General features: G+C 68.3%; 20 protein-coding genes. 14 read left to right on the top strand and 6 right to left on the bottom strand.

Translation table 11 applies throughout. The annotated features are described in order from the left end of the window. Positions 1–25 precede the first annotated feature (25 nt). From ACFWO8_RS05025 to ACFWO8_RS05015, 3 genes are read right to left on the bottom strand one after another with little or no spacing between them, the layout of a single operon-like run. Positions 26–2737 (bottom strand): tetratricopeptide repeat protein, encoded by a 2712-nt coding sequence (locus ACFWO8_RS05025; protein ID WP_378942482.1) that lies wholly within the window; start codon positions 2735–2737, stop codon positions 26–28. Between the two features lie 5 nt (positions 2738–2742). Continuing rightward, complete coding sequence (locus tag ACFWO8_RS05020; protein ID WP_378942477.1) at positions 2743–3696, bottom strand: glutamate ABC transporter substrate-binding protein; 954 nt, start codon at positions 3694–3696, stop codon at positions 2743–2745. Beyond that, positions 3696–5177 (bottom strand): hypothetical protein, encoded by a 1482-nt coding sequence (locus ACFWO8_RS05015; RefSeq protein ID WP_378942473.1) that lies wholly within the window; start codon positions 5175–5177, stop codon positions 3696–3698. Before ACFWO8_RS05015 ends, ACFWO8_RS05020 begins: the two co-directional genes overlap by 1 nt. Positions 5178–5305: 128 nt before the next feature. On the opposite strand from ACFWO8_RS05015, the gene ACFWO8_RS05010 reads away from it, so the two are divergent. Next, positions 5306–5944 (top strand): NUDIX domain-containing protein, encoded by a 639-nt coding sequence (locus tag ACFWO8_RS05010; RefSeq protein ID WP_378942469.1) that lies wholly within the window; start codon positions 5306–5308, stop codon positions 5942–5944. A 46-nt stretch (positions 5945–5990) separates the two neighbouring features. On the opposite strand, the gene thiE is transcribed toward ACFWO8_RS05010, so the two are convergent. Further along, positions 5991–6734, bottom strand: a complete 744-nt coding sequence (thiE, locus tag ACFWO8_RS05005) for a thiamine phosphate synthase (RefSeq protein WP_378942464.1) — start codon at positions 6732–6734, stop codon at positions 5991–5993. Between the two features lie 164 nt (positions 6735–6898). Here thiE and thiO point away from each other — a divergent pair, with 164 nt between their 5' ends. The 6 genes from thiO to ACFWO8_RS04975 all read left to right on the top strand — a co-directional run bounded on the left by thiO (position 6899) and on the right by ACFWO8_RS04975 (position 11828). Further along, positions 6899–7990, top strand: coding sequence for a glycine oxidase ThiO (gene thiO / locus ACFWO8_RS05000; protein WP_378942458.1), 1092 nt, complete (start codon positions 6899–6901; stop codon positions 7988–7990). Next, positions 7987–8202, top strand: coding sequence for a sulfur carrier protein ThiS (thiS, locus tag ACFWO8_RS04995; protein WP_358104244.1), 216 nt, complete (start codon positions 7987–7989; stop codon positions 8200–8202). The genes thiO and thiS overlap by 4 nt, the downstream gene beginning before the upstream one ends. Further along, complete coding sequence (locus tag ACFWO8_RS04990; protein WP_378927978.1) at positions 8195–8953, top strand: thiazole synthase; 759 nt, start codon at positions 8195–8197, stop codon at positions 8951–8953. The genes thiS and ACFWO8_RS04990 overlap by 8 nt, the downstream gene beginning before the upstream one ends. Before the next feature lie 85 nt (positions 8954–9038). Then, entirely contained in the window at positions 9039–9974 is a 936-nt protein-coding gene (locus tag ACFWO8_RS04985) for an ATP-binding cassette domain-containing protein (RefSeq protein ID WP_378942447.1), read from the top strand. Further along, positions 9974–10735, top strand: coding sequence for an ABC transporter permease (locus ACFWO8_RS04980; protein WP_378942439.1), 762 nt, complete (start codon positions 9974–9976; stop codon positions 10733–10735). Before ACFWO8_RS04985 ends, ACFWO8_RS04980 begins: the two co-directional genes overlap by 1 nt. 253 nt (positions 10736–10988) lie before the next feature. Further along, positions 10989–11828, top strand: coding sequence for an adenylate/guanylate cyclase domain-containing protein (locus tag ACFWO8_RS04975; RefSeq protein ID WP_378943227.1), 840 nt, complete (start codon positions 10989–10991; stop codon positions 11826–11828). On the opposite strand, the gene ACFWO8_RS04970 is transcribed toward ACFWO8_RS04975, so the two are convergent. Both ACFWO8_RS04970 and ACFWO8_RS04965 read right to left on the bottom strand, forming a co-directional pair. Beyond that, positions 11811–12149, bottom strand: a complete 339-nt coding sequence (locus ACFWO8_RS04970) for a hypothetical protein (protein ID WP_378942434.1) — start codon at positions 12147–12149, stop codon at positions 11811–11813. The genes ACFWO8_RS04975 and ACFWO8_RS04970 overlap by 18 nt on opposite strands. 52 nt (positions 12150–12201) lie before the next feature. After that, on the bottom strand, positions 12202–12345 hold the full coding sequence (locus ACFWO8_RS04965; protein ID WP_378922306.1) for a hypothetical protein: 144 nt from the start codon (positions 12343–12345) through the stop codon (positions 12202–12204). A gap of 85 nt (positions 12346–12430) precedes the next feature. Here ACFWO8_RS04965 and ACFWO8_RS04960 point away from each other — a divergent pair, with 85 nt between their 5' ends. From ACFWO8_RS04960 to ACFWO8_RS04930, 7 genes are all read left to right on the top strand, one after another. After that, entirely contained in the window at positions 12431–14146 is a 1716-nt protein-coding gene (locus ACFWO8_RS04960; RefSeq protein WP_378942430.1) for an acyclic terpene utilization AtuA family protein, read from the top strand. Further along, a complete protein-coding gene (locus ACFWO8_RS04955; RefSeq protein WP_378942424.1) occupies positions 14143–15294 on the top strand; it encodes an acyl-CoA dehydrogenase family protein in 1152 nt (383 codons plus the stop codon). The genes ACFWO8_RS04960 and ACFWO8_RS04955 overlap by 4 nt, the downstream gene beginning before the upstream one ends. Further along, on the top strand, positions 15291–16889 hold the full coding sequence (locus ACFWO8_RS04950) for an acyl-CoA carboxylase subunit beta (RefSeq protein ID WP_378942418.1): 1599 nt from the start codon (positions 15291–15293) through the stop codon (positions 16887–16889). The genes ACFWO8_RS04955 and ACFWO8_RS04950 overlap by 4 nt, the downstream gene beginning before the upstream one ends. A gap of 9 nt (positions 16890–16898) precedes the next feature. Continuing rightward, complete coding sequence (locus ACFWO8_RS04945; protein WP_378942409.1) at positions 16899–18899, top strand: biotin carboxylase N-terminal domain-containing protein; 2001 nt, start codon at positions 16899–16901, stop codon at positions 18897–18899. Further along, on the top strand, positions 18896–20056 hold the full coding sequence (locus ACFWO8_RS04940; protein WP_378942402.1) for an acyl-CoA dehydrogenase family protein: 1161 nt from the start codon (positions 18896–18898) through the stop codon (positions 20054–20056). The genes ACFWO8_RS04945 and ACFWO8_RS04940 overlap by 4 nt, the downstream gene beginning before the upstream one ends. Positions 20057–20117: 61 nt before the next feature. Continuing rightward, entirely contained in the window at positions 20118–20900 is a 783-nt protein-coding gene (locus ACFWO8_RS04935) for an enoyl-CoA hydratase family protein (protein ID WP_378942396.1), read from the top strand. 4 nt (positions 20901–20904) lie between these two features. Beyond that, positions 20905–21519, top strand: a complete 615-nt coding sequence (locus ACFWO8_RS04930; protein WP_378942391.1) for a TetR/AcrR family transcriptional regulator — start codon at positions 20905–20907, stop codon at positions 21517–21519. Positions 21520–21523 lie beyond the last annotated feature (4 nt).

The raw sequence follows: 21523 nt of genomic DNA, 5'->3' as shown, positions 1-21523 counted from the left end.
ACCCGCGGCGCCAGCCGCCAGAATCTCAGAACCAGGATTTGGGGCGCAGCGAGTTGGCCAGGTCGACGAGGGCGTAGCGGTGGGCTCGGTGCGGAGCGTTGCGGGCGAGGGAGCGCAGGCCCGATTCGGTGCCGTCGCGCAGTTCGCGTTCGGCGAAGCCGCGCCCGAACAGCTTGGCGTCCTTGCGTTTCGGCGTGTTCCCGGCCTGTAGCCAGGCCAACGCGGTGCCCTGGACCAGGGTGCGCATGAGAGTGGCCCGGTGCTCGCCGGGACCGATGGACTGAGCGCGCGAGGCGGCCAGGCGCAGGATCTGCTCGTCGAGGTCGGCGACGGGGGAGCTGGTGAGTAGCAACAGGATTGCCGTGGTCTGGGCGGTGGTGAAGTGGCGGGACGCGGCGGGCACGTCATCGAGCGCGTGCACCGCTTCGCCGACTCGCCCCGCCACCGCCAGCTGCCTGGCCAGGCCGAATGCCGCGCTCACCACGGCCCGATCGGTGCGCCACACGGTGTCGTAATAGCGTTGCGCGAAGCTGCGCCACTGTTCGGGCGCGTCGGAATCCCAGTGTTGCAGAATGAGTTCCGCGGTGGCGGCCAGCGCCAGTTTGGGTGCGATCTCACCGGGCAGCACCCGCAGCACCGCTTCGAACGAGGCGAAGGCGGCCTCGTAGTCGAGTTCGAGCAGATACGCCTGACCGGTGAACCAGTCCGTGCGCCAATCGGATTCGTTGGGTACCCGTTCGAGCAGGTGCAGTACCGCCGCCGACTCGCCCAGTTCCAGCCGCGCTCGCGCCTCGGCGAACAGCAATTCGCCCGCCAGGGTATCGGGGGCGTTGTCGGGGTCGGCTTCGGCCCGCTCGCGGGAATCGTGCAGCGCCTCGAGCACCCGTTCGGGTTCCGGGTTGGCGGTCGCGGCCAGCAGCGGGGCCGACGGGTCGGCGGGGTCGATCAGTGGAATCGGGAGTGCGGCAACCACATCGCCGGAATCGAGCAGCGGTGAGCGACCGGCACCGTCGAGATAGGCGTCGGTCTGGCTGATCAGTTCCTCGGTGCCGAAGCTGGAGCGCTGTGGACTGAACACTGTGGACAGCTGTGGATGTTCGGTGCCGGTGTCGTAGGCGAGGATCTCGCGCAGCACACCGGCCAGCTGTGCCGACATCGCCCGCGCCGACGGAAACCGCTGTGCCGGATCGGGATCGGTGGCGGTGAGCAGGAATCGGTGGAAGAACTCGTAGCGGGCAAGCAGCGGTTCGTCGGCGGGGTCGGGGATGCCGTCGAGGTAGCGGCCGTGTTCGCTGGGCAGCGCCAGCGTGAGTGCGGCGATCGTGCGGCCGACGGTGTAGACATCGGAGGCGGGTGTCGGGCCGGTCCGGGCGATCTCCGGAGCCTGGAACCCTTTGGTGCCGTACAGGTTTCCGTAGGCGTCGATGGTGGCGACCGCGCCGAGGTCGATCAGCTTCACCTGGTCCTCGGTGACCATCACGTTGTCGGGCTTGAGGTCGTTGTAGGTGAGGCCGATCGAATGCAGATGTTCCAGCGCGGGCAGGATCTCCAGCACATAGGCGATGGCCTCGGCCAGTGGCATCTGCTCACCGCGGGGCCTGGCATCGAGAATGTCCCGCAGCGAGTGGCCGCCGACGTACTCCATCACGATGTAGCCGATCGAACCGTCACCGGCGGTGTGCTCGACGAAGTTGTGGATCTTGACGATGCTCGGATGCGCCACCTCGGCCAGGAATTGCCGCTCGGCCACCGCGACGGCCTGCGCTTCGGCGTCACCCGCGTGCAGCAGCCCCTTGAGCACCACCCATCGATCGCTCACATTGCGGTCGATGGCCAGATAGATCCAGCCGAGTCCGCCGTGCGCGATGCACCCCTGGATCTCGTACTGCCCGGCGACCATATCGCCTTCGTGCAGTGACGGCCGGAAATCGTAAGCGGCTCCGCAGGTTTCGCATTCACCGCTGGTCGACGCGGCCCGCGCCGGCGTGGAACGCCCGACCGGATTGCTACAGCGCCAGCAGTAGCGCCGACCCTCCGACACCATCGGATCCGTCAGCACAGCGGCACGCGGGTCGGCCGGGGTCACCGTCGGAATCGGCACCAGTCCGGCCCCGAGCCGTCGGGTAGGCCGCGAACGCGCCGTTCGCACACTGCGCCCCGACCGGGTACTCCCACCGGTCTGCGGCGTGGAGGGCCAGGATTCGGTCGCCTGCGTGCCAGGTGGTTCGGTGCGCTGAGCGGCCTCGGTCGCCGCGTGCGGCGCGGTGATGGGGGCGCGCGGTGCGGCTTCGGTCGGCGCGTACGGCGCCGGGGCACGCTGGGCGGCTTCGGTCGCCGCGTAGGCCGCGGACTCGCTGCCCGCTGTCACGGGTCGACTCGCCCGCTGGGTAGCGAGATCCGCATGCTGCGAAGTCCTGGCGTCGTCGGAATCCCCGCCCGAGCGCTGGGCGGCGCCGGACTCTTTCGCGCGCTCGGTGGCATCGGTCGACGGAGTCTGGTCGCGGCTGCTCGCCTGCTTTCTGGCGAACTCCGCGGCGGCCTCGGCGGTGAGTTTGGGCAATGGCCGGGTCTCGTCATCGGCAGGCAGGGTCCACCCACCGGGCAGCGTGCCCGGCCGCTGACGCTGGGTCAGCTGAGTGGGCTCGCGCCGTTCCGGGTCATGCGGTGCCGACTCATCACGTGGCTGCGCTGCCGGATCGCCATGCCGTGGTTCATCATTCGGAGAAGTCGTGCTCATGGCCGTCAGTCCTGGTACTTCGGGGCGGGTGGGCTCGGTGTCTCGCCGAGGGTCGCGAGCCAGCGGCGGTGGATGCGGGTCCAGGTGCCGTCGTTGCGGATGCGATCCAGGGTGGCGTTGACGAAACGCACCAGGTCGTCGTCGCCCTTCGGGATGCCGATGCCGTACGGTTCGGCGCTGATACTGCCGCCGACCACCTCGGTGTAGGGGTCCTGGGCGGCCAGGCCGGCCAGGATCGAGTCGTCGGTGCTCACCGCGTCGACCTGGCGTTGCTGCAGGACCACCAGGCAGTCGGCCCAGGTCGGGACCGTCAGAATCGTGGCGGCCGGCTGGTCGCGGCGGATGTGATCGAGCGAGGTGGTGCCGCGCACCACGCACACGCGCTTGCCCGCCAGGTCTGCGAGGCCGTCGATGCCGGAACCCTTCACCGCGAGCACCCGCTGATCGGCCCGCAGATACACCGTCGAGAACGCCACCCGCTGACGTCGTTCGCAGGTGATCGTCATCGTCTTCGCGATCAGGTCGACGGTGTGAGCCTGCAGCGCCCGCTCGCGCTCTTCCGAAGCGAGACTGCGGTATTCGATCAGATCGGGGTTGCCGAGCAGGTCGCGGGCGATCTCGCGGGCGATGTCGGCGTCGAAGCCGACGATCCGACCGCTGAGCGGATCGCGGAAGCTGAACAGATTGCTGCCCGCGTCGAGTCCGACCACGAGCCTGCCGCGCGCGCGAATGGCATCGATCGTCGGGCCTGCGGCGGTGCTCGGCCGCAGGCTCGCGGTCGGATCGCCGCACTGCGCGCCGCCGGTGGGGGGTACGGGGGTGTCGGTGCCGATCGGAATGGCCTTGGCGGGTAACGGCGGTTCGGAATAGACGCCACGCTCATCGGGCGCGGGCGTGCTGTCGGAGCAGCCGACGAGCAGCCCGGCCAACACCAGCGCCGCGAGGACGCGCCCGCGCATCACCGGTACTCCCGCAGCCGCGGCCACAACCCGAGCGCGACGCACGCCGCCGCCGCGATCCCGAGCACGAACGCGCCGGGGGCGAGGAACGAGAGCACGTCGGTCGCTTGTGAGACCTTGGCACGCAAGGTATCCCGGGTCACCGCGCCCGCCTTGTCGAGTGCTCGGTCGAGGGCGTCGACCTGGGCGGCCGAATCGGCGGCGCTCGGACCGGTGGCCACGGCCGCCGCACCCATGAAATCGCCACGCTCGAGTGTGTCGTTCATCCGCTGATGGGCCGACTGCCAGCGGGTCAGCGCGGCGCGCGCGTGCGCCACCTCGTCGCGCGCGGGGGCGTCCTCGGGATAACCGGCGAGCAGCTCGGTGAGCCGGGCGGCATTGGTATCGAAAGTACGGTCGTAGTCGCCGGTCGCGTCGCGGCGCACCAGCTTCACCATTTCCGCTGATCTGGCTTGCTGCACCAGGATTCGGCTCTCGGCCAACCGGGCCGACGGCACCGCTCCCTCGTCGCGGCAGCGAATCATCGCCACCGCGGAGACCGAACCGGCCGCCACCGTCCAGATCAGCGTCAGTGCCAGCGCGCCGGTGCCGATCAGCAGGCCCATATTGAAGAACCGGCGCGAGCGCCGTGCCAGCTCGACCTGCACCCAGATCAGCGCGCCGAGTGCCACCACCAGCAGCAGGATCGCCGTCCACGGTGGCTGCACGTGCCGGTACTGCGCGGCGGTGACCGCGTCGAAGCGATGGTCTTCGAGCTCCTCGGCCATCGGCAGCAACCCGGTCTGCATCTGATGCGATGCCTCGCTCAGATACGCCGCGCCGACGGGATAGCCGTTGCGATTGTTCACCCGCGCGGTCTCGATCAGCCCGCTGTAGACGGGCAGGCCGGTCGCGATGCCGGTGCGCAGGCGGCGATCGGCGCCCGACGGGTCGGCCGCCTCCGCATCGGAGATGTGGCCGGCCTGGGTCACCAGCTCGGCGGCGGCTTCGCCGATGGCCTGGGTGTAGCGGTCGCGCACCGCTTGTGGTTCGAGTCCGCCCGCGATGAACGCGGTGCCTGCGGCGGCGTCGGCGATCGAGAGCGAGGTGTAGAGGTGGTTGGCCGAATGCGCGTCGGGTTCGGTGTCGTCGAGCAGGACGCCGAGAGCTTGCTGACGCTCACTCACAGTCGTCGAAGTCACCGCGCCCGCGATCACGCACAGCACCATCAGGACCAGTCCGGCGGCAACCAGGCGCCCCGGCGAGGAGTGCGCGAAACTGCGCAAGCGGGCGGGCTGGAACTGCGCGCGCAACGCTCTGACGTCGGGCGCGGGGGGTCGATCGACGGGCGCAGCCGGTCGACGCAACGGCGCCCAGCGCGGTGTCACCGGCGCGGCCCCGCCCGTCGCGGAGGGCTCCACACCCGTCTTGGCCTGCGATGACGGGCGAACACGGACGGCCGCCACCTCCGTCGAGGCATTGCGATTCCCCGGTTCGACCATCGTTCACCTCCCGGCGCTGTTCGTGCACACCTACCTGTGCGGAGTTTATTGTGGGCGTACGGGTAGCGCAGCCCCTCACATACCCCCGAAGCGGTTGCTGTTCGGCTGCTCGGAGGAAAGAGTATGGGATGCGCGGCGATGGCGACGGCTGGTACAAGAGCCCTGATGGGGTCAAGCACTGGGGCAAGTTCGGTGCGGCGGGGCTACTGCTGCGCGCACCGTTGCCCGGTGGGGGGTCGGCGGTGCTGTTGCAGCACCGGGCGCCGTGGAGTCATCAGGGCGGTACCTGGGCGCTGCCCGGCGGGGCGCGCGATTCGCACGAGTCACCCGAGCACGCGGCCGTCAGGGAGGCTGAGGAAGAAGCGGGCATCACCGCCGATGATCTCCGGGTTCGCGCCGAGCGCCTCACCATGACCGCCCCGAGCGGCTGGACCTACATCACTGTCATCGCCGACGCCGACAAGCCGCTGCCCACGGTCGCCAACAAGGAGAGCGCCGAACTGGCCTGGGTCCCCGAGGACGAGGTCGCCGACCTGCCGTTGCACCCCGGCTTCGCGACCGCGTGGACCGAACTGCGAGCGGTGCCGCTGCGCGTACGCCTCGAGGCCGACACCGAACTCGCCGACGCGCTACCCCGCACGATCGAACTGCCCGACCAGGGGTTCTTCTGGTTGCACACCCGTGTCGACGGACCGGGCATCGAGATCGTCCTCGACGCGGATGCTCCCGATGGCCCCGCCCTGACCCGAGCCGACATCCTCACCTGAGCGCCGGTTCTGTCCGATCGCGAGCGCTGCGGAGAGGCGAGCGGTGTCAATTCGCGGCGAGTAGCGCTTGCTTGAGCTCACGGGCTGCGGCCTCCGGGTCAGCCGCCTCGGTGATCGCCCGGACCACGACCACACGGCGGGCACCAGCGCCGAGCACCTCGGGCAGCCGCTGCCCGTCGACCCCGCCGATGGCGAACCACGGCAGCGTCGGGTGCGATTCGGCGGTCGAGCGGAGGAAGTCGACGCCTGCGGCTTGGCGGCCGGGCTTGGTCGGCGTGGTCCAGATCGGGCCGGTGCAGAAGTAGTCCAGGTGGCCGTCGATGGCGGCCAGTCCTGCCTGGTTGCGGTTGTGGGTGGAGCGGCCGATCACCACATCGGGGCCGACGACGCGGCGGGCATACGCCGGCGGAAGGTCACCCTGGCCCAGGTGCAGCACGTCGGCGCCCGCGGCCAATGCGATATCGGCGCGGTCGTTCACCGCGAGCAAGGCGCCGTGTCGGCGGGTCGCGGCCTTGATCTCGGCGAGCGCGCCCAGTTCGGCCTTGGCCTCGAGCGGACCGAATTCGGCCTCGCCCGGCGACCCCTTGTCCCTGAGCTGCACGATATCGACGCCACCGGCGAGCGCCGCATCGACGAATCGGGCCAGATCGCCCTTCTCTCGCCGTGCATCGGTGCACAGATACAGCAGCGCGCTCGACAGGCGCTCCCGGGGCGGGACAGAACGGTTCGGATGGGAGGACTGCACGATGTCGACGGTAGTCGCGCTACCGTTGAGACGCGAGCGCCGCATGCCCAGTACCGCGGCTTCGGCCACTGCGGAGTCAGCGCGCGGCCGCCCCGAACTCGACTGATCTTCAGGTCGCGACGAAGGCGTCACGGGTGGGAGAGGAAGATCGGGGGAGTAAGCCCGAGAACCCGCGGCAGCAGCCGCTGATCGAGACAGGTAGGAACGCGATGCGAACGCTGGCGGTCGTTGGCGGCGGCGCCGTCGGACTCGCCGTCGCATGGCGAGCGGCCGACGCGGGCTGGGCAGTCACCGTCTATGACCCCGAACCCGCGCGCGGCGCCTCCTTCGTGGCAGGCGGAATGCTCGCCCCCCTGTCGGAAGGCTGGCCAGGTGAGGATCGCGTCCTCGCCTTCGGCGCCGCCGCGCTCGCGGAGTGGCCCGCCTTCGCGGACAGACTGCGCGGGATCTCGGGCGAATCGATGTTCGTGGCCGATGAGACGCTCACCGTCGCGCTCGACGGTGCCGACGCCACCGACCTGCGCACCGTCTCGGACTGGCTGGCCGGTTTCGGCCACGACCTGCGAGTGCTCGACCGCGCGGGTGTCCGCGCACTGGAACCCGCGCTCGCGCGCACCGTCCGAGCGGGCCTGCACGCGAAAACCGAACCCGCCATCGACAACCGGCGGGTCCTGCGTGCGCTCCAGTCCGCCTGCGCCGCGGCAGGTGTCGAGATCCGCACCGAATCCGTTGCCGCACTGGATGATCTCCCGCACGACCGGATCATCCTCGCGGCGGGCGCCCGCTCCGCCGAGCTCTGGCCGGGCCTACCGGTGCGTCCGGTGAAGGGCGAGATCCTCCGGTTGCGTCGCAGGCCCGGCGTCAGTCCGGCGCCGACAAGGGTGATCCGCGCCCGAGTTCACGGCAGGCAGGTCTACTTGGTTCCCCGCGAAGACGGAATCGTCGTCGGTGCAACACAATACGAAGCGGGCTTCGACACCACTGTCACCGTCGGTGGGGTCCGTGACCTGATCGCCGACGCCGAGACCATCCTGCCCGGCATCGCCGAATACGAACTGGCCGAAGCGAATGCGGGTTCGAGGCCGGGAACCCCCGATAACCTCCCGCTGCTCGGCCACCTCGACGACCGGGTCATCGCCGCCACCGGGCACGGCCGCAACGGCATGCTCACCCTGGCGCTCACCGCGGCGGTCGTGCCCGCGCTGCTCGACGGTGCGACGCCCGCGGTTGTCGAAGCCGCTTCACCCCAACGTTTTCCGGCATCGCAGATGCCATCTCTGTCGCAAGGAGGAGTTCGATGACCTCGACCATCCCGATCGGCGTCACCGTCAACGGTGTCGACCACGAGTTCCCCGAGCCGCTCAGCGTCCGCGAGCTGCTGGCAAAGCTCGAATTGCCTTGCCAGGGTGTGGCATTGGCGGTCGACGGTGCGGTCTTCTCGAAATCCCGCTGGGACGAACCGGTCGGCCGCGGCTGGACCATCGAGGTGCTCACGGCGGTGCAGGGTGGCTGAGTCGCCGTTGCGCATCGCCGACAAGGAGTTCGGCTCCCGCTTGATCATGGGCACCGGCGGCGCCGAGAACCTCGCCGTCCTCGAACAGGCTCTGATCGCGTCGGGCACCGAGCTCACCACTGTCGCGATGCGCCGGGTCGACGCCGCGGGCGGCACCGGCGTCCTCGATCTGCTCAAGCGCCTCGATATCACCCTGCTGCCCAACACCGCGGGCTGTCGCACCGCCGCCGAAGCTGTGCTCACCGCTCAGCTGGCCCGCGAGGCCCTCGACACCAACTGGGTCAAGCTCGAGGTGGTCGCCGACGACCGCACCCTGCTGCCCGACCCCTTCGAACTCCTCGACGCCGCCGAAAAGCTCGTCGACGACGGTTTCGTCGTCCTCCCGTACACCACCGACGACCCCATCCTCGCCCGCCGACTCGAAGAAGCGGGCTGCGCCGCCGTCATGCCGCTCGGCTCCCCGATCGGTACCGGTTTGGGCATCGGCAACCCCCACAACATCGAAATGATCGTCGCGGCCGCCGGCGTCCCCGTCATCCTCGACGCGGGCATCGGCACCGCCAGCGACGCCGCCCTCGCCATGGAGCTCGGCTGCTCGGCAGTCCTGCTCGCCACCGCCGTGACCAGGGCAAAGGAACCCGAACTCATGGCATCGGCAATGTCGGCCGCCGTGCGGGCGGGCTACCTCGCCAGGCAAGCGGGCCGCATCCCCAAGCGTTTCTGGGCTCAGGCTTCTTCCCCATCCGTCTAGGGGTCGAAGGTCATCCTCGAGGATGACCCGACTCGCTACTTCTCGGCGACGCGCGGCACGGGGGTTGTCAGGCAAGCTAGGGCTCATGATCGAGCTGAAGGGCCTGACGAAGCAATTCGGCCAGACCGTCGCGGTGCAGGACCTCACGTTCACCGTCCAGCCTGGACTGGTGACCGGGTTCCTCGGACCCAACGGTGCTGGTAAATCGACAACAATGCGGATGATCCTCGGGTTGGACAAGCCGACGGCGGGCAGCGCGCTCATCGACGGCAAGCACTACCAGGAGCTGGAGCGCCCGCTCACGCAGGTCGGCGCGCTGCTGGATGCCAAGTGGGTGCACCCGAACCGCTCCGCGCGCGCCCATCTGGAGTGGCTGGCCGCTTCCAACGACATCCCCAAGTCGCGGGTCGAAGAGGTACTGCGCCTGGTGGGTCTGTCCGAGGTGGCGAGCAAGAACGCGGGCGGTTTCTCGCTCGGCATGTCCCAGCGCCTCGGCCTGGCGGGCGCGCTGCTCGGTGACCCGAAGGTGCTGCTGTTCGACGAGCCGGTCAACGGCCTCGACCCGGAGGGCATCCTGTGGATCCGCCGGTTCATGCAGCGCCTGGCCGCCGAGGGCCGCACGGTGCTCGTCTCGAGCCACCTGCTCTCGGAGATGTCCCAGACCGCCGAGCAGCTCATCGTCATCGGCCGTGGTCAGCTGATGTTCGACGGCTCCACCCAGGAGTTCATCGACCGAGCCTCGGAGCAGTCGGTGCGCGTGCGCAGCCCACAACTGGATCAGCTGCGCAGCCTGCTCACCTCGCACGGCATGACCGTGAAGGAAGACGGCGATGCCGCGCTGATCGTCGCCGGCGTCACCTCCGACGAGGTCGGCAAGGTGGCGGGCACGAACAACGTCACGCTCTACGAGCTGGCACCGCAGTCGGCCTCGCTCGAGGAAGCGTTCATGCGGATGACCGGCGGCGCCGTGGAGTACCACGGTGAAAGCTTCGACCACCAGGTGATGGGAGGTGCGCTCTGATGGGCGTGCTCGCTGCGGAACGAATCAAACTCACCTCGACCCGTTCACCCTGGTGGTGCTCGGCGGTCGTGGTCGTGCTCGGCGTCGGATTCGCCGTGCTGATGGCACTGGTCCTCAACGCCGACTCTGCGGGCGATTCGGCCGAGGGCGCGCCGCCGCTCACCCCGAGCACGGCTGTCTCGGGTATCACCGGGCTCGGCGTGATGGTTTTGATGATCATGGCCGCGTTGTCGGTGACCAGCGAATACCGGTTCGGTGTCATCCGCTCGAGTTTCCTGGCGGTGCCGAACCGGTCCAAGGTCATCGTGTCCAAGGTCGCACTGGTCGGTGCCTACTCGGCCGTGCTCACGGGCGTTCTCGGATTGATCGCGTTCATCGTGGCGAAGGCGATCAGCGGTGATCGGGCGCCGGGCCTGGTGCTCGATGGGAACTGGCGAGCGATCTACGGCCTGCCGATCTACGCCATCCTGTGCGTGGTGCTGGCCATCGCGGTCGGTGTGCTGGTGCGTCAGTCGGCCGCCGCGATCTCGCTGCTGATCCTGTGGCCGCTGCTGATCGAGACCCTGCTCGGCTCGTTCGGTAGCTTCGGCCGCACGGTCAACCCCTTCCTGCCCTTCGCGAACGTGAACCGCTTCCTGAGCGACCGACCCGTGGCAGGCGACTGGCACTGGGGCGTGTGGGGCAGCCTGATCTACTTCGCCGTCTTCGTGGCGGTCGTGTTCGCCGGGGCACTCGTGCTGGTCAACCGCCGAGACGCCTGACAAACCAGCCCGGGCCGCCCTCGTAATGGCCCGGGCCGCGAGGGCCGCGACCTTGTCGGGAGGTCGTGCGACCCGACCTTCGGGCTTCCGCTGCCCGGTGGCTCGAAGGTAGGACCGCCGGTCCGCTGCACACAAGCAGCGGACCGGCGGTCGTCGTCGGGTGATATAACCTTTTGGCGTGAGTGAAACGCCTTCTGGCGGGGGGAGTCCGCGGCGCGACGCCGCTGCGGAGGTGTCCATTCCGTTGGAGCCGATCGTGAGTGAATCCGCCGAATCCGACCGCGGTGCGCGCGCAGGCAGAAAGCGCGCCCAGATCTCGTCGAAGTTGCAAGCCGCCAACCGCCGGGCCGACCTGATCGGTGCTGTGCGCAAGGCGCGTCATCAGCTGCCCGGTGATCCCGCGTTCGGCGATCCGCTGTCGGTGGCGGGGCCCGGAGGTGTGCGCGCGGTGGCGCGGGCGGCGGACAAGATCGCCGGCGGCGCCCCGACGGCGGCCAGGGAGATCGGTTTCGGTGCCCTGCAGGTCTGGCAGGCCGGGCTGGAGCGGATCGGCCGTGGGCGTGGCACCGAGGAGGTGACCATCGTGTTCACCGACCTGGTCGGGTTCTCGAGTTGGTCGCTGGCGGTGGGCGACGAGCGCACTTTGGAACTGCTGCGCAAGGTCGCCAGGGCCATCGAGCCGCCGATCGTCGAGCGTGGCGGTCAGGTGGTCAAGCGGATGGGCGACGGGCTGATGGCGGTGTTCTCCTCGCCAGATCGTGCCGTGCGCGCCGCGCTGGCGGCTCGCCGCAATCTCACCGAGGTCGAGATCGGCGGTTACACCCCGCGCATGCGGGTGGGCCTGCATACCGGTTCGCCCCGCGAGATCGGTGGCGACTGGCTGGGCGTCGATGTCAATATCGCCGCCCGAATGATGGAGGCAGGCGGCAACGGCAACACCATGCTGTCCAGCACCACCCTGACCGCACTGCGCTCGGAAACCCTCGATGAGCTGGGCGTTACCGCTAGGCCGTACAAGCGCAACTTCTGGGCCGCGCCGCTGAGCGGCGTCCCGGAAGACGTCAGGATCTTCAAGCTACATACGGCGGGCTGAGCGCCTTTCCAGCCGATCCTGTTCCTTCCAGTACGCGCGGAAGGCCTGCTGGGTCGGGGTCGGTCTGGTGGTCAGCGCCTGCCAGTTCGTCGAGCGCACGAAGTCGATTCCCAGCAGCACCGGCAGGATGAACGCGTGGAAGAAGATCAGGTATTCGCCACCTTCGAACACGAACGCCAGGTACCCCGCGTAGCCGAGGAACGCGATGCCGAACACGGCGTTGAGCCCGCGCGAGAGCTCGCTGCGGCCGTTGTCGATGTTGGCCATGATGATCATCGCGAGGCCGCTGACTGCGAGCAGGCCGACATACCAAGTGAACATGTCGGCAAGCCAACAGCTTTCGCCTTGCCCTGATCTTGCGAAAGTCTTGCTACTACTCCAGCCAGAGCACGGCGCCGAGGCCCGCGAGTACGGCGGCGACGATCAGGCCGATCGCCATCGCGCGATTGTTCTTCCAGGTCGTGTACGCGCCGCCGAGCAGGAATCCGGCGAGGGCGAAGAGGAGGACGGACAGCATGGACTCCATCTTGCCTGGTCGATTGCGCGAGATTAACAAGCACGCATGCTTGCTTTTTTTCTGAACCGCTGCGATCCTGGGTGCCATGAGTGCTCTCTCCGCTGACCCGGACCTGATCCGGATCGGGAATTGTTCCGGGTTCTACGGTGACCGGCTCAGCGCTATGCGCGAGATGCTGGAGGGCGGGCAGCTCGACGTGCTGACCGGCGACTACCTCGCCGAACTCACCATGCTGATCCTGGGCCGCGACCGGATGAAGGACCCCAGCCTCGGCTACGCCAAGACCTTCGTGCGCCAGATCGAGGACTGTCTGGCCCTCGCGCTAGAGAAGAACGTGCAGATCGTCACCAACGCGGGCGGGCTCAATCCGGCCGGGCTGGCGCAGCGGCTGCGCAAGGTCGCCGCCGACCTCGGGCTGGACGCCAAGATCGCGCACGTCGAGGGCGACGACCTGGTCTCGCGCGCCGCCGAGCTCGACCTGGGTCAGCCGCTCACGGCCAATGCCTACCTCGGCGCGTGGGGCATCGTCGAGTGTCTGAACTCCGGCGCCGACATCGTCGTCACCGGCCGGGTCACCGACGCCTCGGTGATCGTCGGCCCGGCCGCGGCCCACTTCGGCTGGGGCCGAACCGATTACGACGCACTGGCCGGGGCCGTGGCGGCCGGGCACGTGATCGAATGCAGCACCCAGGCCACCGGCGGCAACTTCGCCTTCTTCACCGAACTCGGTGACATCGGCCGCCCCGGCTTCCCGATCGCCGAGATCCGTCGCGACGGTTCCTGTGTGATCACCAAGCACGACGGCACCGGCGGCGCGGTCACCGTCGACACCGTCGAAGCCCAGCTCATGTACGAGATCCAGAGCGCGCGCTACGCCGGACCCGACGTGACCACCCGCCTGGACAGCATCACGCTGAGCCAGGAGAGCAAGGATCGCGTGCTGATCAGCGGTGTGACCGGTGAGGCACCGCCGCCGCAGCTCAAGGTCTCGCTCAACACTCTCGGCGGCTTCCGCAACGAGATGTCGTTCATCCTCACCGGCCTCGATATCGAAGCCAAAGCCGAACTGGCGCAACGACAGCTGGAATCCTGGCTGCCGGACAAGCCCGCCGAGCTCACCTGGACACTGGCTCGCCTCGACCGTCCCGATGCCGAGACCGAGGAGCAGGCCAGCGCGATCCTGCGCTGTGTGGTGCGCGATGCGGACCCGAACAAGGTCGGCCGCGGGTTCTCCAGTGTCGCTGTGGAATTGGCGCTGGCCAGCTATCCGGGTGCGAGCTTCACCGCGCTGCCCGGAAACGGTTCGCCCTACGGCGTTTTCACGCCCGGCTTCGTCGACGCGCACGAGGTGCCGCACGTCGCGGTACTGGCCGACGGCACCCGCGTCGATATCGCCCAGGCAACGGAAACCACTGTGCTCGAACCGGTTTCCGAGCCCGAGCTCCCGGCCGGCCTGCCTGCTTCCGAGACCCGCCGAGTCCCGCTCGGCACGATCGCTCTTGCACGCAGCGGCGACAAGGGCGGGGACGCCAATATCGGCGTCTGGGTGCGCACCGACCAGCAATGGCGGTGGTTGGTGCACACCCTCACGGTGTCGAAGCTGCAGGAGCTGCTCCCCGAGACGGCCGAACTGACCGTCACCCGCCACGTGCTGCCCAACCTGCGCGCGGTCAACTTCATCATTTCCGGCCTGCTCGGCAAGGGCGTCGCCTACCAGGCGCGTTTCGACCCGCAGGCCAAGGGGCTCGGCGAATGGCTGCGCTCCCGCCACATCGATCTGCCGACGGAGCTGCTCGCATGACGTCTGTTTGGGAAACGCCGGAACGAAAAGAGCTGCGCGCCACCGTGCGCGGGTTCGTCGAGCGGGACATCCTGCCCGATCTCGATGCCTGGGAGCGGGCCGGCGAGCTGCCGCGCGAGCTGCACAAGAAGGCGGGCGAACTCGGCCTGCTCGGCATCGAGTACCCGGAGTCGGCGGGCGGCGAGGGCGGCAACGCCATCGACTCGGTGATCGTGGGCGAGGAGATCCATGTCGCCGGTGCGTCCGGTGGCCTGTGGGCCTCGCTGCTGACCTGCGGCATCGCGTTGCCGCACATGATCGCCTCGGGCAACCAGGCCCAGATCGACCAGTGGGCCAAGCCGACGCTGGCCGGTGACCTGATCGGCTCGCTGGCCATCACCGAGCCCGGCGGCGGTTCCGATGTCGGCCACCTCACCACCACCGCCGTGCGCGACGGTGAGGACTTCATCATCAACGGCGCCAAGACGTTCATCACCTCTGGCTGTCGTGCCGACTTCGTCGTCACCGCGGTGCGCACGGGCGGCCCCGGCGCGGCGGGTGTTTCGCTGATCCTGGTGCCGAAGGGCTCGCCGGGCTTCACCGTCAGCCGCAAGCTGGAGAAGATGGGCTGGCTGGCCTCCGACACCGCCGAGCTGTCGTATGTGGACGTACGGGTGCCCGCGACGAATCTGGTCGGCGCCGAGAACAGTGGCTTCGCGCAGATCGCCGCCGCGTTTGTCAGCGAGCGGGTCGGCCTCGCGGTGCAGGCGTATTCGCTGGCTCAGCGCGCTCTCGATCTCACCGTGCAGTGGTGCCGCGATCGCGAGACCTTCGGTCGCCCGCTGATCAGCCGCCAGAAGGTGCAGATGACGCTCACCGATATGGCGCAGCGCGTGGACATTTCGCGCACCTACACGCGTGCGCTGGTCGAGCGCTACGTAGCCGGTGACGAGAACCTGATCGCCCAGGTGTGTTTCGCCAAGAACAACGCCGTCGAGACCGCCGAATGGGTAGCCAATCAGGCCGTGCAGCTGCACGGCGGAATGGGCTACATGCGTGAGGCCGAAGTCGAGCGCATCTACCGCGATGTGCGCATCATCGGGATCGGCGGCGGCACCAACGAGATCCTGACCATGCTGGCGTCGAAAGTATTGGGGTACCAGTCATGACGACCTTCCGTTCCATCATCGATACCGCCTCGCCCGAGTACACCGCGGCCGCCGAGGCGATGTCGACCAAGCTCACCGAGGTCGAGGCGGAGTTCGCCAAGGCCATCGCCGGTGGCGGCCCCGACAAGGTGGCCCGGCACCACAAGCGCGGCAAGCTGACCGCGCGTGAGCGCGTCGAACTGCTGCTCGACGAGGACTCGCCGTTCCTCGAACTGTGCCCACTCGCCGCCTGGGGCAGTGACTTCCACGTCGGTGCGTCCACGATCGCCGGTATCGGCCTCGTCGAGGGTGTCGAGTGCATGATCGTGGCGCCCGACCCGACGGTGCGCGGCGGCACGTCGAACCCCTGGACGCTGCGCAAGACGTTGCGCATCAACGACATCGTCCGGGAGAACCGGCTGCCGGTGATCTCCCTGGTCGAGTCCGGCGGTGCGGACCTGCCGACGCAGAAGGAAGTGTTCATCCCCGGTGGCGCGATGTTCCGCGACCTCACCCAGGCCTCGGCAGCCGGAATCCCCACCATCTCCTTGGTTTTCGGCAACTCCACCGCAGGTGGCGCCTACATTCCCGGCATGTCCGACTACGTGGTGATGGTCAAGGAAGCCGCGAAGGTCTTCCTCGCCGGGCCGCCCCTGGTGAAGATGGCCACCGGTGAGGATTCCGACGACGAAACCCTCGGCGGTGCCGAAATGCATGCCCGCACATCGGGTCTGGCCGACTACATGGCCGCCGACGAGCAGGACGCGATCCGCTTGGGCCGCAATATCGTTCGTCGCCTGAACTGGAAGAAGCAGGGCCCCGAGCCGCGCGCCGAGGTCACCTCGCCGATCTACGATCCCGAGGAACTACTCGGCATCGTGCCATCGGACCTGAAGATCCCGTTCGATCCCCGTGAGGTCATCGCCCGCGTGGTCGACGGCTCCGACTTCGACGAGTTCAAGCCGCTCTACGGTTCGAGCCTGGTCACCGGCTGGGCCGAGATCAACGGCTACCCGATCGGCATCCTCGCCAACGCGCGCGGTGTGCTGTTCTCCGAGGAATCGCAGAAGGCCACCCAGTTCATCCAGCTGGCCAACAAGAAGAACACCCCACTGTTGTTCCTGCACAACACCACCGGCTACATGGTCGGCAAGGAGTACGAGCACGGCGGCATCATCAAGCACGGCGCGATGATGATCAACGCGGTCGCCAACTCCACGGTGCCGCACATCTCGCTGCTGGTCGGCGCCTCCTATGGTGCCGGGCACTACGGCATGTGCGGACGCGCGTTCAACCCGCGTTTCCTGTTCGCCTGGCCGAGCGCGAAATCCGCCGTCATGGGTGGGGCGCAGCTGGGCGGCGTCCTCACCATCGTCCAGCGCGGCGCGGCCGAGTCCAAGGGCCTGCCGTTCGACGAGGAGGCCGCCGCCGGTCTCGCCGCGATGGTCGAGGCGCAGATCGAGGCCGAGGCCATGCCGATGTTCTTATCGGGCAGGCTTTTCGACGACGGCATCATCGACCCCCGCGACACCCGCACCGTGCTGGGAATGGCTCTGTCGGCCATTCACACAGCCCCGATCAAGGGCGCCGAGGGCTTCGGCGTCTTCCGAATGTGAGTCGCGGACATGACAATCACGAATGTTCTTGTTGCCAATCGTGGTGAGATCGCTCGCCGCGTCTTCGCTACCTGCCGTCGGATGGGCATCGGCACCACCGCGGTCTACTCGGATGCTGATGCCGCGTCGCCGCACGTATCAGAGGCCGATGCCGCCATCCGGCTGCCCGGCAACACCCCCGCCGAAACCTACCTGCGCGGTGAGCTGATCATCGAGGCCGCTTTGTCGGCCGGTGCCGACGCGATCCACCCCGGCTACGGATTCCTTTCCGAGAACGCCGAATTCGCGCGGTCGGTGCTCGACGCGGGTCTGGTGTGGATCGGTCCGCCGGTCGCGGCCATCGAGCAGATGGGCTCCAAGGTCGAGTCCAAGAAGATGATGGACGCCGCCGGTGTCCCCGTTCTCGCCGAGCTCGACCCGGCCGAGGTCACCGACGCGCACCTGCCCGTGCTGATCAAGGCGTCCGCCGGTGGTGGCGGTCGCGGCATGCGCGTGGTGCGCGACCTCGCCGAGTTGCGCGACCAGATTGCCGCCGCCCAGCGCGAGGCCGAGTCGGCCTTCGGCGATCCGACGGTGTTCTGCGAGCGCTACCTCGAGACCGGCCGTCACATCGAAGTCCAGGTCATGTCGGACACTTTCGGCAAGACCTGGGCTGTTGGTGAGCGTGAGTGCTCGATTCAGCGTCGTCATCAGAAGGTTGTCGAGGAAGCGCCCTCGCCGTTGGTCGAGAAGATCGACGGCATGCGTGATCGGTTGTTCGAGGCGGCGCGTCTTGCCGCCGAGGCGATCGGATATGAGGGCGCGGGCACCGTCGAGTTCCTGGCTGACGAGAAGGGTGACTTCTTCTTCCTGGAGATGAATACCCGTCTGCAGGTGGAGCATCCGGTCACCGAACAGACCACCGGCCTCGACCTGGTCCGTTTGCAGTTGCAGGTGGCTTCAGGCTTGCCGCTGCCCGCTACCCAGCCCGCGCAGCGCGGTCACTCGATCGAGGTTCGGCTCTATGCCGAGGATCCCTCACACGACTGGCAGCCACAGAGCGGGCCGGTGCACAAGATCGAGAGCCCGTTCACCGCTGGGGAATTCACTGTTCTCGACCAGCCTGGCGTGCGCCTCGACACCGGCGTGGTCGACAACTCGGTGGTCGGCGTGCACTACGACCCGATGCTGGCCAAGGTGATCTCCTACGCCGAAACCCGCGCGGAGGCAGCGCATCTGCTCGCCACCGCGCTCCAGCGCGCCAAGATCCACGGCCTGGTCACCAACCGCGATCTGCTCGTGCGCGTGCTGCGTCACCCGGCCTTCCTCGCAGGCGACACCGACACCGCCTTTTTCGCCACCCATGATCTGGCAGTGCTCTCGGCGCCGCTGGCGTCGGAGGATGACGAGGCGCTCTCGATCGTGGCTGCGGCACTTGCCGATTCGGCTGCCAACCGCGGCACGTCGCGCCTGGCCGGACTCACGCCGAGCGGCTGGCGCAACCTGGCTTCGCTGCCACAGACCAAGTCCTACGAGAGCCGCACCACCGGCACACACGAGGTGCGATACCGCTTCACCCGCACCGGTGTCGCGGTAGAGGGCCACGACGGGCTCGAGGTGATCTCGGTCGCTCCTGATCGAGTCGTTCTCGGTGTTCCCGGCGAACGTGGCTCGGTGCGTAGGCAATTCGAGATCGCCCGCTACGGCGACCTCGTCGCGATCGACTCCCCGCTCGGCCCGGTGGCAGTGCGCAGGCTGGCGCGCTTCACCGATCCCTCGGCACAGGTCGCGGCCGGTTCGCTGCTCGCGCCGATGCCGGGCAGCGTGATCCGCCTCGGTGCCGCCGAGGGCGACCACGTCAAGCATGGGCAGCCGATCCTGTGGCTGGAGGCGATGAAGATGGAACACACCATCGCGGCCCCGGCCACCGGCATTCTCAGCGCACTCAATGTGACCGTGGGCCAGCAGGTCGAGGTCGGAACCGTCCTCGCCGTCGTCGAGGAAGAAGAGCAGGAGCAGGAGCAGGCATGAGCTTTATCGAGACCGACGAGCAGAAGGCGCTGCGGGCGGCGGTCGCCTCGCTCGCGTCGAAGTACAACTACCGCGACTACGTGCTGCCGCTCTCGCGCAAGAACGAGCCGCTCACCGAGCTGTGGGACGAGGCGGGCAAGCTCGGCTTCCTCGGCGTGAACCTGCCGGAGGAATACGGCGGCGGTGGCGTCGGCATGTACGAGCTGGCGCTGGTGCAGGAGGAGCTGGCGGCGCAGGGCGCCGGGCTGCTGCTGATGGTCGTCTCCCCGGCGATCTGCGGCACCATCATCACCAAGTACGGCACCGACGCGCAGAAGCAGAACTGGCTGACCAAGCTGGCCGATGGCTCGTCGAAGATGGTCTTCGCGATCACCGAACCCGATGCGGGCTCCAACTCGCACCAGATCACCACCACCGCCCGTCGCGACGGTGGCGACTGGATCCTCAACGGCCGCAAGATCTTCATCTCCGGTGTCGATCAGGCCGAGGCCATTCTGGTGGTCTCGCGTACCGAGGACCACAAGACCGGCAAGCTCAAGCCCGCGCTGTTCATCGTGCCGGTGGACGCGCCCGGCCTGGTGAAGAACGTCCAGGAGATGGACGTCATCGAGCCGGACAACCAGTTCACGCTGTTCTTCGACGACGTGCGCCTGCCCGCCGACGCCCTCGTCGGGTCCGAGGATGCGGCCATTGCCCAGCTGTTCGCCGGATTGAATCCCGAGCGCATCATGGGCGCGGCCATGGCGGTCGGCCTCGGGCGCTACGCCATCGATCGGGCCGTGGAGTATGCCAAGGAGCGCACGGTCTGGAAGACGGCGATCGGTGCGCACCAGGGTATTTCGCATCCGCTGGCTCAGGTGAAGATCGAGCTGGAACTGGCCAAGCTGATGATGCAGAAGGCTGCCACGCTTTACGACACCGGTGATGAGTTCGGCGCTGCCGAGGCTGCCAACATGGCCAAGTACGCGGCCGCGGAGGCCAGCATCAAAGCATTGGACCAGTCGATTCAGACCCACGGCGGTTCGGGCCTGACCCGTGAGGTGGGGCTGGCGGCCATGCTGCAGGCGGCGCGGATCTCGCGCATCGCCCCGGTCAGCCGCGAGATGATCCTGAACTTCGTCGCCCAGCATTCGCTCGGCCTGCCGCGCTCGTATTAGGCACAACGGTGGTCGCCCCGGAACCGGGGCGATCACCCCTACCGGATGAACAGGAGTCCCGATGAGTGACGCGACGGAAGCACCGTTCGTCCGCTACGAGGTCGTCGACGGTTTCGCCACGCTGACCTTCGATTCGCCGCACAACCGGAATGCGCTCTCGTCCAAGCTCGTTCGCGAGTTGCTCGCCGGATTCGATACCGCGGCAACCGATCCCGCCGTGCGCGGCATCGTCCTGGCTCACACCGGTGACACCTTCTGCGCGGGCGCCGACCTCAAGGAGGCGAGCAACGCCGATCCCGCAGTGGCCGCCGACGAGCGCACCCGGGTGATGATCGATGTGCTGCGCGGCATCCTCGCCTCGCCCAAGCCGGTGATCGCGCAGATCGACGGCAATGTCCGGGCCGGCGGCATGGGCATCATCGGGGCCTGCGATCTCGTCGTCGCGGGGCCGAGCAGCAGTTTCGCGCTCACCGAGGTGCGCATCGGGATGGCACCGTTCATGATCTCGCTCACGCTGGTGCCGCGGCTGGACCAGCGGGCCGCGAGTCGCTACTTCCTGACCGGTGAGAAGTTCGACGCCGCGACCGCGCAGGAGATCGGCCTGGTCACCGTGGCCGCGCAGGACGCCGCCGCGGAGGTGAAACGCCTGTCCGGGGAGCTGCGCAAGGGGTCACCGCAGGGTCTGGCCGAGTCCAAGAAGCTGGTCAACGCGGCGCTGCTGGCGACCTTCGACGCCGAGGCCGAAGCGCTGGCCAAGCGGTCGGCGGGCTTCTTCGGTACCCCCGAAGTGATCGAGGGTATGACGGCCTTCTTCCAGAAGCGCCCGCCCAGCTGGGCACAATAGTCCGATGGCGACACCCCACGAACCCAAGCAGGACCGCAGCCGGGCCACCCGGCAGCGGCTGCTCGAGGCGACCATCGACTGCCTGGCCGAAACCGGCTGGGCAGCCGCCACCGTGTCGGTGGTCGCCGAGCGGGCCGGGGTGTCGCGCGGCGCGGCCCAGCATCATTTCCCCACCCGTGAGGACCTGATCACCGCGGCGCTCGAGTTCATGTTCGAGTTCCGGATGGACCAGGCCAAGGCCGAAGCCGAGACGGTGAACGCGGTCGCCCAGGGCGAAGGACGTACACGCGCAGTCGTTTCCGCACTCGTCGAGTCCTACACGACCCCCTTTTTCAAGGCCGCCCTACAGGTCTGGACCCACGCCGCCGCCGACCCGGCCCTGCGGATGCGGATTCTTCCCCTCGAAGCCCGCTTCGGCCGGATCTCCCACCGCCGCGCGGTCGAAGCCCTCGGCGTCGACGATTCCGACCCGGTAGCCCACCACCTCGTCCAAGCCACCCTCGATCTGGCCCGTGGTCTAGGCCTCGCCGACGTCCTCACCGACGACTCCGCCCGCCGCAAACTGATCGTCGACCAGTGGGCCGCCACGCTCCACACCGCCCTGAATTTGTCCCACTGAACTC

The sequence above is a fragment of the Nocardia sp. NPDC058480 genome, from assembly GCF_042720495.1.
Classification (GTDB): domain Bacteria; phylum Actinomycetota; class Actinomycetes; order Mycobacteriales; family Mycobacteriaceae; genus Nocardia.
Note: the sequence above shows the minus strand (reverse complement) of the source record. Positions and strands in the feature narration are given on the sequence as shown.

Excerpts from the sequence above, each read along its gene's own strand:
- ACFWO8_RS04965 (WP_378922306.1), bottom strand. The coding sequence starts at position 12,345 with ATGCTGTCCGTCCTCCTCTTCGCCCTCGCCGGATTCCTGCTCGGCGGC.
- ACFWO8_RS04935 (WP_378942396.1), top strand. The coding sequence starts at position 20,118 with ATGAGTGACGCGACGGAAGCACCGTTCGTCCGCTACGAGGTCGTCGAC.
- ACFWO8_RS04960 (WP_378942430.1), top strand. The coding sequence starts at position 12,431 with ATGAGTGCTCTCTCCGCTGACCCGGACCTGATCCGGATCGGGAATTGT.
- ACFWO8_RS05015 (WP_378942473.1), bottom strand. The coding sequence starts at position 5,177 with ATGGTCGAACCGGGGAATCGCAATGCCTCGACGGAGGTGGCGGCCGTC.
- ACFWO8_RS05010 (WP_378942469.1), top strand. The coding sequence starts at position 5,306 with ATGCGCGGCGATGGCGACGGCTGGTACAAGAGCCCTGATGGGGTCAAG.
- thiE (WP_378942464.1), bottom strand. The coding sequence starts at position 6,734 with ATGCGGCGCTCGCGTCTCAACGGTAGCGCGACTACCGTCGACATCGTG.
- ACFWO8_RS05025 (WP_378942482.1), bottom strand. The coding sequence starts at position 2,737 with ATGAGCACGACTTCTCCGAATGATGAACCACGGCATGGCGATCCGGCA.
- ACFWO8_RS04940 (WP_378942402.1), top strand. The coding sequence starts at position 18,896 with ATGAGCTTTATCGAGACCGACGAGCAGAAGGCGCTGCGGGCGGCGGTC.
- ACFWO8_RS04955 (WP_378942424.1), top strand. The coding sequence starts at position 14,143 with ATGACGTCTGTTTGGGAAACGCCGGAACGAAAAGAGCTGCGCGCCACC.
- ACFWO8_RS04980 (WP_378942439.1), top strand. The coding sequence starts at position 9,974 with ATGGGCGTGCTCGCTGCGGAACGAATCAAACTCACCTCGACCCGTTCA.
- ACFWO8_RS04970 (WP_378942434.1), bottom strand. The coding sequence starts at position 12,149 with ATGTTCACTTGGTATGTCGGCCTGCTCGCAGTCAGCGGCCTCGCGATG.
- thiS (WP_358104244.1), top strand. The coding sequence starts at position 7,987 with ATGACCTCGACCATCCCGATCGGCGTCACCGTCAACGGTGTCGACCAC.
- ACFWO8_RS04985 (WP_378942447.1), top strand. The coding sequence starts at position 9,039 with ATGATCGAGCTGAAGGGCCTGACGAAGCAATTCGGCCAGACCGTCGCG.
- thiO (WP_378942458.1), top strand. The coding sequence starts at position 6,899 with ATGCGAACGCTGGCGGTCGTTGGCGGCGGCGCCGTCGGACTCGCCGTC.
- ACFWO8_RS05020 (WP_378942477.1), bottom strand. The coding sequence starts at position 3,696 with ATGCGCGGGCGCGTCCTCGCGGCGCTGGTGTTGGCCGGGCTGCTCGTC.
- ACFWO8_RS04950 (WP_378942418.1), top strand. The coding sequence starts at position 15,291 with ATGACGACCTTCCGTTCCATCATCGATACCGCCTCGCCCGAGTACACC.
- ACFWO8_RS04945 (WP_378942409.1), top strand. The coding sequence starts at position 16,899 with ATGACAATCACGAATGTTCTTGTTGCCAATCGTGGTGAGATCGCTCGC.
- ACFWO8_RS04930 (WP_378942391.1), top strand. The coding sequence starts at position 20,905 with ATGGCGACACCCCACGAACCCAAGCAGGACCGCAGCCGGGCCACCCGG.